This window comes from Adonisia turfae CCMR0081 (assembly GCF_011009555.1).
Lineage (GTDB): Bacteria > Cyanobacteriota > Cyanobacteriia > Phormidesmidales > Phormidesmidaceae > Leptothoe > Leptothoe turfae.
This window is the reverse complement of the sequence record NZ_QXHD01000004.1, coordinates 613,380-624,606: the sequence shown is the minus strand read 5'-3', so window position 1 is coordinate 624,606 and position 11,227 is coordinate 613,380. Positions and strand designations below refer to the sequence as shown.

Here is an 11,227-nt window from a genome sequence, read left to right as displayed (position 1 = left end):
GTTGATCTCATTATGGAGGTCCTGATGCCGAGCTAACCCCCATCTCACCAGTTATTTTTCTCTGCTCGTAACCTTCCAAGTCGTGTGAAAAAATTGTCTATCAAGTTCAAATACTGCGTGATAAACCGGTAGATATATTCGAATTACCAAAGGTTGTATAGTCCCTCTCACCTGTCCTACTTTCCTCAAGCAGATGTTAATTTTTATGGTGTGTCACCAAGGGATGCTCATATTGTATGTCTTGATTTTTAGAGGGATGGAAATGGGACTACCAGCGCTTATGCGATCTCACCCAACCAACCCCTCACAACATTTGCGCCGTCTGATTACCTGCCTGCCGTTTAGCCTGCTTCTGCCCCATAGCTAAATCCTTGTGCATAGCCACCTGAGCCTTCTCAGACAAAGCCCTACCCTTTAATACATCCGTAGCGACCTCAGCAATCCGCGTCAGATACTTCTCAGATCGCCCCAGCTTCCAGGCCGTCTGATGCCATTGCCACAGAGGTTGTAGCTGCCCCCTATCAAGTTCAGTCTGTTGCACCTGCTCCGGCTGACCATGATTCACCAACCGCTCATTCCAATCCTTCCCATAGGCAGGCTGCAAGCGCCTCACTCCCGGCACCTGCGCCGCCACCCGCCAGGCCATCATCTCCCCAGCCTTATCCGCATCAAACGCCGCCACCACCAGTCCATTCCGCTGCAAAACCGCCTTTAGCGCCTCCACCGGCACCCCACCCGTCCCATCTGTAGACAGATACACCGTCACCCCCGCCTGCTGCCGCCGTTCCTTATCCAGCACCGCCAACGACATCGCATCAATGGGCGACTCCGTCAGCAACACCCGCTGTACTGGCCCTTGCCCCGTGCCAATCCGAAACCAGCCCAACTCCCGCACCGACCCTGGCACCAGCCGATGATAGCTATTGTGCTCTCCCCAGGTACCCCGCAGACTGGCCCCCGTCACCTCACCCCGCTGCCAGCCACCATCCTGCAAACCATGGCGCACAAATACCGCATTTTGATGGTCATCCGCATACACCAGCCCCTTCTCATGCACCCGGTCAACCAACGCCTCTGGTAGCTTGCGCCGATTCACCAGATACTCCTTCACTCCTGCCCAGCGATGCTCATTGGGTTCAGGCATCTCCAACTGCTTAGGGTCTGCCTCAGCTTCCGTCTGCCGCACTGGCGCAATCACCGGCACTGCCGACAGGTCCTGCCCAGACAGCCACTCCACCGCTGAGCGAAACTCCACCCCCTGCACATGCATCACCAGGTCAATGGCCCCACCGCCCCCTTTATCCGCCAGCCAATCCATAAACAGCGTCTGGCTAATGCTAATAATGTGGTCCCCATCCCGCCACTTGTGCTTGTCATAGCGGTCCTGCTCCAACCCCAGATTGGCCGCTATCACCTCCAAATCCAGATTCCTCACCTCATCTGCAATCTCCTGCAACGACGGTTTCGATATCGGATGATTGATCACCTGCTTAACAGGCGTTAGAGGCTTCTCAACAGATGGCGTCTCCTTAGGTGTCTTTGCTGACACATCCCAGGTAGGATCTGGCCCTGTTGCTTCACTATGGGGTTGACCTGCTGTCGTCGAGAACTGCTCCACATCAAACAGATTCACCTCACCCGTTGTTTCAGTCTGTTGTTCTCCTACCTCAACAACAGTCACCACCTCAGGGCTTTGATTATCTCTTTCTTGAACCTGCCACTGCGCTTTTGCCGCCTCTGCAAATCCCTGGGCCAGAATGTTCTTAGAGAATACCTGGCCAAAACTGCGGTCCGTTGCCCGTAGCTCTCCTCCTTGCAATGGATTCTGTACTGCCGTCTCCTTAAATTCCAGACGCTCTTCTTGAAACACGAACACCATTTCCGTATCGATAAAGGTGTCCCCGTTCTGGCTCAAATAATGCGTTAGATACAGTTCCTCTCCATGACGTTCTACCACAAGGGGAATATACGGCTCATTCTCAATCTTGAAATGAAAGTCGTCACTCTCTAATACCGCCTGGTAAATGCCTGCCTCCTTGAGAAACCGAATCACTCGCTTTTCCAGATACCCCATGGGCATCGTCTTCTTAGACGCCTCAGACTTCTGATTCACAGGCACCGGTTCTGGGTTAACCGCCTTCTTTTTCAGAATGGGCTGAATCGGCTTGGGCTGCACCACTCTTGGCGGAACACTTACTGGCGGCACTGGTTCCGTCTCCACCGTTTTCAGTTCTGGCAACGTAATGCCCAAATACTCACGTGCAATCTCCTGGTGCTCAAAGGCTGCTAGCGCATACCCCCGCTCCACCATCAACACCATCAGCGTTGACTCCAACCGCTCCGACGGCACCACTACTTCCATCCGATTACTCACCGAATAAAAGTCCGACCCTGCCGCCTCAATCAATCCCTCATCCAGAAAATACTTCCCTCCCGATTCCTTTGATTTAGGAGCCTGCACTACAAAGCCATTGCCATTCCGCTGAGCCTTTATCAGCAACAACTCATCCAACGTCTTCACCACCCCTTCTCGCTGAGTCAGGTCTGTGAGAAACGCCTTCACCTGATGGGGCTGCTTAAACACCACCGGCTCTTTCTTCAGGGCCTCGGTAATGTCAAACCCCTTAGCCATCATCAGCCCCTGGCGTACATCGCCCTGGTAGTCGGTATAGTTCACCAGCTTGCCACCAGGGTATTTCTCAAAGGCCCGAATCAGATTCCCCGTAAAGATTTGCCGATTCACCCGCCCAGCTGTTTGTCGGGTATCAAAGAGTTCATAGATATCGGTACCAAAAAAGTCTTTTTCCTCAAGGCTGATTCTCAAGGCTCCCTCTCGATGACTATTCACCTTGGAAAGGGGCACCGTCAGTTGTCGCATAGCATCCGCCACAAATATCCGCAGCTTCCAATTGTTGGGTGCGGCAGGACTGCCTGAGCGATGTTTTTGTTCAATGCTGGCCACTACTCCATAAAATGTTAGCCGTTGCCCAGCCGTGAGAATCTGTACCGTAGCCCCCGGTGTAAAGTCCTGTAGTATCCCAGTCACCTGCAATACCTGATTATCCAGCCGGTCATTAAACTTGGTGATGGCGTCCGGCTCCCGCTTTCTCTGCACCATCGTGGCTCGGTAGGTTTCTGTCTCCTGCGTCAGGGCATTGATAGTGTCTGAAACCTGTTGCTCTGCCTTTGCTTCCAGCTCTTCCGGGTCATGGTCTTCAACTTGTTCAACTGTTTCTAAGCCCAACGATTCACGCACCGCATTAATCACCTGGATCTGAGTCAGCGGTTTCATTTCACTCTTTGCATCCACCACCTCCAGATACACAGGTCCCGTAAATTCACTCTGGGTCTCACTCTCATCGGCAATCACCTCCATCCGTGCCAATGGCCTCGCATCCAGGTCAAGCTGGTCTGCCTCTAAAATGTTCTCCCCCATGGACCGTGATTGCTCCACCAGGTCCTGATATTCCGACTCAATCAGACTGTAGACCGCTTCTTGTTCTGCCACTGGCAACAGCGGAATCCGTCCCGTTACCTTTTTCACTAGGGCAATCTCAGATGCATCCCCACTGGCCTGAGCGGTAGGAAAATCCAGCTTGGCATTCAGCTCAGAATCATCATTAAGCAGGTCGGTCACCACCTGCTCACCATAGAGATTCATAAAATCCACCACATTACTCAAAGAGATATCCGTTTCTCTTGCAGCGGTAGTATTGGCATTCAAGCTCGCCATCTTCCGACACAGAATGGCTCCGGGGCGTTTCTCGGCTGGAATATCCCCCATCAACAGCGTGTATCGTGGCAGCTCCACCTGGCCGGTACGATGGACTCGCCCTAGCATCTGCATAAATACATTAATGTCCCGCTCCGCCTGGGCCACAATCATATGCCGGGGGCGCTGGTCCGCAAATTTCTCCGACGCATGGAGAGAAATTCCTGTAGACCCAGAACAGTTCAATAGAATCACATCTGCATCCCCGGCATTAAAGCGAGCCACCGCATCAATCTTCGCCTTTGCCGTTGATTCCTGGTCTGGCCTCACCTTATAGGCCGTCGTCCCATCCGCGTCATAGTGAATCCCGGCTTTACGCCCGGTCACCTCCGCTACCTGATAGCCCGCCCGCTCTAGCTGTTGTTCAATATAGTCAATAGGGCTAATGGGAATCGAACTAAAGTCTCCCTCTCGAATCGTTTCTAGAGCCTCCTCATAGGCCATCACTCCATTCATCCCCAGCTGGTCATCACTCAGCCGATGGCGCGTCATCTCACCGCGATAGTCACGGGTGATCACATCCCGAGACCGTTCTAGATAGCGTTCCAATAAATCAGCAAAGGACAGATTAATCGGGTCACGGTCGTTAAGATCATGGGCATCCGCATAGGCTTGAATAAAGCTGCCCATGGTATTGGCCACCGCAATCACGGGCTTCTCTCCTCGCTCTAGGGCTTGCATCGCTGCCTGCACCGTCGCTTCTGCCTTCTGGGCCAATAATCCCTGCTCAATGCAGTTGTGCATCAGTGAGGTAAAGTTGGTGCTCTTTGCCCCCACATCGCCAATGGCTCCATCCTCACTCAGAGCCTTAGCTGCTGCTTTAAGTTCCTTACTCAGTTCTTTAATCGCCTTCTGCTTGGCCCGGTCAAAATCCTTAATTGCCCGCATCGCTGCTGAGAACTGATCGGCTACTTCTCGGTCCACTGGCACCGTCTGTGCCTGAAACGTAATTCCCTCATAGGAGCGCTCTCGCCGCAGCATCTGACCCGAGGCCACAAACTTACTGGCCACAATCTGCTGCAGTGGCACTCCACCTCGCGTCAGAATGTTTTCCAGCGCCGTAATACTGCTCACCCCCAGCCGCAGATCGGTGCGTCTGGCATAGAGGTCCATCACATCAGGCCGTTTGGCATAGGTGGCCGATGAATAAAACACCCCAGCGGAGTTATCAATGAGTTCTCGTACAAGTGTCGCCCGATCCGGCGGACCATTGGCCTGCCAGCGCTGTTGACTGCCCCCTGCCTGGTGCGCCTCATCCAAAATCAAAATGGCATTGGGCATCATCGTCCGCAAAAACTGTCGTCGCAGCGGTTCTTTTTTACCCACCGTTTGCAGCTGACTGTAGGTGGTAAATACGGCGCTATAGGGATGCACCGTCCCCCGACGCATCATGTCGCCCATCTGTTGTTTTTGCTGAGCGGCACTGCTGGTCTTGAGACTGCCACCATTGGCCAGAGGAATCTCGGTACTACTATCAGTAATAAAGGGCCGAAAGCCCCGCATCCCAATATCCGTCACATCCCGCATCATGTCGGCATAGAGGGGCTTATCCTTGGTGACAAAGACCGCAATTTTCCCCTGCTGCTGGGCATAGCGAATAATGCTGGCGCAAATTCTCCCCTTACCAATGCCCGTCTGGTCTCCGGTGATAAAGCCAGCCCCCTGTTCAATATGGCTAATGGCCAGGGCCGCTGCATCAATTTGTTCTGCACTCAGATATTGATACAGCTCTAAACGAGACCCATAGCCCAACCGCGCTGCCAGATAGTCATCAATATTGCCGTAGTGTTTTTCAAAGCGCTCCAGAGCTACCTGGGCTGCACTGGCCATATTAAAGGGAATCAGGGTTTGGGTTGAAGTGCCCTGGCTTTTAGGAAGATAGGGCACCTGTCTCAGTTGGGCATCCATGGTGGGACCTGGGATTAGGGTGTCAGGGTGACCAGCCAGTCCTCCAGGAGAGTATCGTCGTGCAGGGCTTGCCAGTCGAGAAATTCGAGATGATTGGGCAAGATCAGGTCCGTCACGGGGAAGGCCACGCCGTAATGTCTTAGCTGTTCCTGGAATCGCCAGGTGTTGAGAATCAGGGTCTCGCTCCACTGCTGTCGCCAGGTGTCCAGGTCGTTGTCCTCCAGTAGCGGCACTATCTGAGCTGAATCCAGTTGGTCCAGACTGTTGGCCAACATCGCCTGAGTCTCTTTGAGCGACGTCGCCTGTGCCGATTGTTGAATCATCCGGTCCAGTCGCGTTTGCATCAGCGCTAGATAGGTTTTCTCGTCCAGTGTGTGAATCTCCTGGGGCAGCCGCACGATAAACAGGGACGGCAGCCATTGGGGTTTCCACAGCGTTTGAAAGCTGGGATAGCGCTGAGTCATAAACGGATAGGTCCAGGGAGACATCATGGTGGATTGGGTCATTGGGCAAACACTCCTTAAGATCATCAAATGACGAGTAGATGGTGGGTACATCAGCCGCCGGTAATGGCCGCTCGGCAGTACCCGTGCCGTTAATCACAATCACATCGATGGGAAAGGCTGCGCCTTGTTTGCGGTAGAGGTCACCGTGGAGCGATAGGTGTTGGGTAACGCGATAGTGCTGATAGAGCAGATGATAAAAGGCCCGACTCTCACGACTGTTATAGCGCTCAGATCGCTGGTCTGTGTCACGTCCCAACTTACCGCCCAGAATCAAAACCGCTCGGCCATCGGGTTTCATAGCTTGCAGAGCATTGAGTGAGATCACCTGATCAATCTGGCTGGTCCAGGTGTCGTACATCCGAAATCGTCGGGTACGGCGATTGTCGTCTACAACGGTGCCAAAGGGAGGGTTACAGATGACGACATCTACCTGTTCTGCTGGACGGTAAACCAGTGCATCTTCCTGGGTGAGCTGCCGGTAACCACGAGTCGCCAGCTCACCATAGCGATCTGGATTAATCTCGTTAGCGATCACCTGAGCGGGTGTAGCACCCAATAACAAAGCTCCATGGCCTGCAGTGGGTTCATACACCGTGGTCTCTGGCGTAATCCCGGCGAGCATACTAGCAAAATAGGCAATGGGTACCGGGGTACTATACGCCTGCTGAAGAACAGATGTGGATGACTTTACCCCCAACTTCGGTTGTCGTTGGAGTAGGTCTACCAGAAGGTCATACGCTTGATGCGTAGTCTCAGCCTGAGCAATCAATTGCCGTGCAGACCGCACCACCCCCACTTCAATGGCTTCATCTACCTGTTTCGCCAATGCTGTTCCTGGCCGCACCGGTTCACCTAAAATCTCTGCAGCAAATTGTCGCGCGGCCACAATCGTGGCAAAGCCCTGACCACTTTGAAAATGGTTGGTAAATGCTGCTGCTAGAGATGTCTGCATCAGCCCATCTCCAGTTGTTGTTGTGAGGCCACAGGTTTAATGGCCGATATTGAAGACTGCATCTGTACCGACCGCATCCGTTGAGCCAGCCGATCAAAATGGGCAAAGTCCTTTGGCCCCAGTTTGGAGAACACTTCCCCGGCCTGTCGTTGAAAGACCACACCCCGACCCTGACGTTTATCCGTAATTCGCAACAGATTACCGGCTCCCATTTCCAGCTTGAACTGGCCACCGTCTTTATCCCAGCAATGGGCACGAGCAATATTGCGCAAAAAGACACGCACCGTTCGTTCCACCCGATCTGTCTTTGCCGTGTAGTTGGCTTCAACATCCAGAGCCCCTTGAGGCATCACCCGCTGATCTTGTTTGAGTGAGATCAGGTCCTGTCGTTGAAAGTCACTCAGCCGGTCATTCACTTCTAGCAGTTTGATGCGATGGCACAGCCCCAGTTGACGAAATGCCTGAAACTGCATCAACACACCCTGCTGATCTCGCAAGGTATAAAGATTGGTGCCCTTAAATGAAAGCCGATAATTGCCCAGTCGGTAATGATGTTCTCCTGTACGCTCATAGCTACGATGGAACAGGTCCAAAACGGCATAGGCCAGCCGCTGGTCTCGCAATACCTGAGGTTGTCGTGCGAGCCATAAAGCACCCCGTTTTACCTGAGTCTTAACTTGCTGTTTCCAGTCTGTCGCAGTTGCTTGTAGGGTTTGACGAGTTTGCTCATGGGGAATTTTAGCAATCTCTCGATCTAAAACAGCCAGTGCAGGTGGACTGTCCTCAGTTGGTGTTTGCTCTGCTGTAACAGGTTCAGGCATTTCTCCCAACTGCGCTATCCGCATCCGTTCAGTGATGTCGTGAAACGTTTGCCAGTCAGCCTGAGTAACCTGCTCATCCAGGATGCTGCCTTGTCGTGCCGACAGAATGACATCATCCTCTCGGGATACTAAGAGCAGATCGCCCTGTTGTTGGATAGTGTATTGACCAACTGCAACCGCCTGATAGGTGGGTATTTCCTGGCCCAGAGGATTTAGCAATTGTTGAGCTGCTATAGCCACATCACTCGCCAGGTCTGATGTGATGGGGGTGGATGCCGGTAATGCTTCCTCTACAACTGGTTCAGCTATCGGCTCAGGCTCAGACGATGCCTGTTGAAGTGTGAGCTGAATCTGATTAACTGTGATCGTTCCATCTCGTTCCTCTCGAAACAGAACCTGTCCCTGATCTCGAATCACAATATTGGGAACCTTTCCCTCATAATCTGCTGGATCGCTATCCGGTGTGACCGGTCGCTGGAGAGCATCCACAATCACTTTCAGCGTATTGGGCGTCAGTTCCCGCCGTTGGGTGCCATCGGCTAGAGTGCCATACACCACCCGACGTCCCATCTGGATGCGCAGGCTGTCTTCAACAGGAACAGCAGGTTGTTGAACCTGACGGTGTAGCGTGGCATAGAGTCGCTGGGTGACCTGGCCAATGGCCATCAGCAGTTGAGCCTCATCCTCCTGCATCGCCAGGGCGTCTTCTGTACGAATCGTAAATGGCATGATACTTCTCTCCTTACGATGCAATCCGGTTGACTAACACGTCTCGGCCCACTTGAAATAACGCCATCTCCTCGTCAAAGCGATATTCCACAAATCGGGGCTGATAGTCGGCTAAACAATCTCGGGCCATCAGCAACACCCCATCCACCGACTTGAGATAAAGCACATCTTCAAACAACACCTCGATCACGCTAGGGACATAGCCTAACGGCAACGGTGGTCGCTGTTGAGCTGCCGTCACAGCCTCTAAAATTTCAGGCATCTCTGTCAGTAGCTCCTGAGCCTGGGTTGAAATAGTTTCAAGTAATGGTTTGGTTGTCATTACAACACCTCGCTAAATTCATCTTCAGTTAGGTCACCCTCGTAAGGGATATCCACGTTTGTTGGCAACGGGAAAAACGTCTCAGCAATGGTTTGCCTAACTTCATTGGCTTCACTCAAATTGGCCATGTCGTCCTGCTGAGCAGCCCGTGCAATCAGTCGGCCCCGTACACTTTGTTGCCAGAGCAATTCACTCCGATGCTGGCGTTTGATATGTTTCGGGCTCAGCTTCACTTTCAGCCGTAGTGGAATTGAGGCTTCTTTGCCACTGCGATAGGCCGGATTGATAAAGACACATTCTCCCTGGTCCAGTTTCAAAATCTGGTCGGGTGTGAGCAGCGGCACTCGCTGTAACTGCTCTGACCGACTACGGCTCGTATGCTGACCATAGCTACGGGACCGGGTGGTGTATTTCACCTCTTTATCCCCTAAATAGCCTGAAAATTCTTGAGCTGTTTCCCGGTCTTTGGGATTAAAAAAGATCTTGGTCCCACAGGCCGCAAAGATGGCACGGGATAGCTCACGACCATAAATGTGTTGCAGCTGAGCAAAGTTCTGGTAGCCCAGCAGAGCCACAAACCCATTGGAGCGAAACTCATTAATCCACTTGGGTAAATCAGGTAGATAGAGTGTGGGTAACTCATCGAGGGCAATCACCAAAGGCTTCTTACGAGGTGTCGCAAAATTGCGGGTGACGATCAGGTGTAACACAGCAGCTATCAGGGGATTTACCGCATCCCGTTTTTGAATATCTGCTTGAAGAAAAAGAATCTGTTTACCCGTGAGATCTAACGGAATGGTTGTTTTACCGCAGAAGCTAGACACCAGCTGTTTTCCGGTAAATGTCTTGAAGGTACGTTGAGCCGTTGCGACAATTCCGGATATTTGCTTTTCTGCCCCATCGGACGCTAACAGCTGGCTAAAGCTATCCAGGGTCCAGGACGGCACCCAGGACTTTTCACCCGCCGCTCGAACCCGTTTGGGTAAATCTGCAAGATTTAAAATCTTGCTCGCCATCAGCAAATCCTGATAGGGTGTCAGCTTGGCCAGCAGCATCACCGCTTCTACCAGGTTGGTACCTGCCGAATTGAAAAAGTCATTTTCTCGGTAGCCGCTGTCCCGTTGGGTATTACGCTGAATCACATTAGCCAGTTGAGCCGCCATCAGCGAATCAGTCGCATCGGCTAAAAAATCCAATGGGTTACAGATGCCGGTATAAGGCTGACCCGGTGCAAAGATAGAAACCTCATAGCCCTGACTGGCTGCCCAGGCCGCATGGGTTGCCACCTGAGAGCCCTTAAAGTCATAAACCAGAATAGGAAAGCCCTGCTCAATGGCAGAACAAATCGCGGGATCAATGATGCTAAAGGTTTTACCCGAATCCGGCGCACCGGCTACCACAATGCTTTGTTGAGCCTGGGGAATCTCCAGGTCTCCTGCTTTAAGAGATACTTTGGCGGTCTTACCTTGCTTACGCTGTTGTCGAGCAGTCGCCTTAGCCTTCTGCCGTTCCTGCCGTCCGCCAAAGCGTCCCGTTGAGAGTTGGCCTTTTGACGCTGTTCCTCCCAGCAAACTCATACCTGCCCATAAGATCCCTAGACCCAGTAGCAAAAATCCCATACCCGACTCCATGAGCGGTTTTAGTAACGCTCTTAAATCTAGAGATTGAGTCTGTAGGAGAACATTACTCATAGGTAAGAGACAGATTGTCTACCGTAACAACGGCATAGTGGGTGCCATCAAAGGCAACGGTAAATCGCCGGAGTTGTTGCCCTTCGAGCTGATGCAGGGTTAGCGTGGGCAAACCTGATTGCAAGGTATCAGTCACGGATAACAGGTCGGTATCGGGTGGCAGATGAGGGTCCAGATAGGTGTTGAACACAGTCTGGTACTCATTTTGTCCTGGGATGTAGCCAAGAAACGCACAGCCTGCTTGCCCACAGAGGGGTTGCTGATCGCTATCAGCTAAACGAGTATCCACCAGATATAGGGGTGCCGACTGCCTGGACTGATGAACTTTCAACACCCGCATCTGACTGAGATTAACTGGCTCAAGTGAAGACAAATGTTCCTCACCAATTTGTTTCAATAGCTCAGGTGGCGCAATCTCCCCCGCCAGTTGCCAGGACGTCTGAGCAGTTGACGATGTTTTGGCATACACCCCAACAGCTAGAGCTGTTGAAAGACCACCTAGCATTAACCATCTCCGATACCCCAT

5 protein-coding genes are annotated in these 11,227 nt (G+C 52.4%); all 5 read right to left on the bottom strand.

Features of this window, described 5'->3' with window-relative positions; translation table 11 throughout:
- Nucleotides 1-304 precede the first annotated feature (304 nt).
- The 5 genes from DXZ20_RS06885 to DXZ20_RS06865 are packed head-to-tail and all read right to left on the bottom strand — an operon-like array spanning nucleotide 305 to nucleotide 11,227.
- Entirely contained in the window at nucleotides 305-7,138 is a 6,834-nt protein-coding gene (locus DXZ20_RS06885) for a strawberry notch C-terminal domain-containing protein (protein ID WP_163697250.1), read from the bottom strand.
- Nucleotides 7,138-8,688, bottom strand: a complete 1,551-nt coding sequence (locus DXZ20_RS06880; protein ID WP_163697248.1) for a hypothetical protein — start codon at nucleotides 8,686-8,688, stop codon at nucleotides 7,138-7,140. The genes DXZ20_RS06885 and DXZ20_RS06880 overlap by 1 nt, the downstream gene beginning before the upstream one ends.
- Nucleotides 8,689-8,701: 13 nt before the next feature.
- Nucleotides 8,702-9,010: a hypothetical protein gene (locus DXZ20_RS06875; RefSeq protein ID WP_163697246.1), complete on the bottom strand. Its 309-nt coding sequence runs from the start codon at nucleotides 9,008-9,010 to the stop codon at nucleotides 8,702-8,704.
- Nucleotides 9,010-10,701, bottom strand: coding sequence for a type IV secretory system conjugative DNA transfer family protein (locus DXZ20_RS06870; RefSeq protein ID WP_163697244.1), 1,692 nt, complete (start codon nucleotides 10,699-10,701; stop codon nucleotides 9,010-9,012). The genes DXZ20_RS06875 and DXZ20_RS06870 overlap by 1 nt, the downstream gene beginning before the upstream one ends.
- The gene (locus DXZ20_RS06865) at nucleotides 10,694-11,227 is read right to left on the bottom strand and encodes a hypothetical protein (protein ID WP_163697242.1); all 534 of its coding nucleotides are present in this window, start codon (nucleotides 11,225-11,227) and stop codon (nucleotides 10,694-10,696) included. Before DXZ20_RS06865 ends, DXZ20_RS06870 begins: the two co-directional genes overlap by 8 nt.

What these genes read in the sequence shown, in the direction of transcription:
- DXZ20_RS06875 (WP_163697246.1), bottom strand. Translation starts at nt 9,010, where the DNA reads ATGACAACCAAACCATTACTTGAAACTATTTCAACCCAGGCTCAGGAG.
- DXZ20_RS06870 (WP_163697244.1), bottom strand. Translation starts at nt 10,701, where the DNA reads ATGAGTAATGTTCTCCTACAGACTCAATCTCTAGATTTAAGAGCGTTA.
- DXZ20_RS06865 (WP_163697242.1), bottom strand. Translation starts at nt 11,227, where the DNA reads ATGGGGTATCGGAGATGGTTAATGCTAGGTGGTCTTTCAACAGCTCTA.
- DXZ20_RS06880 (WP_163697248.1), bottom strand. Translation starts at nt 8,688, where the DNA reads ATGCCATTTACGATTCGTACAGAAGACGCCCTGGCGATGCAGGAGGAT.
- DXZ20_RS06885 (WP_163697250.1), bottom strand. Translation starts at nt 7,138, where the DNA reads ATGCAGACATCTCTAGCAGCAGCATTTACCAACCATTTTCAAAGTGGT.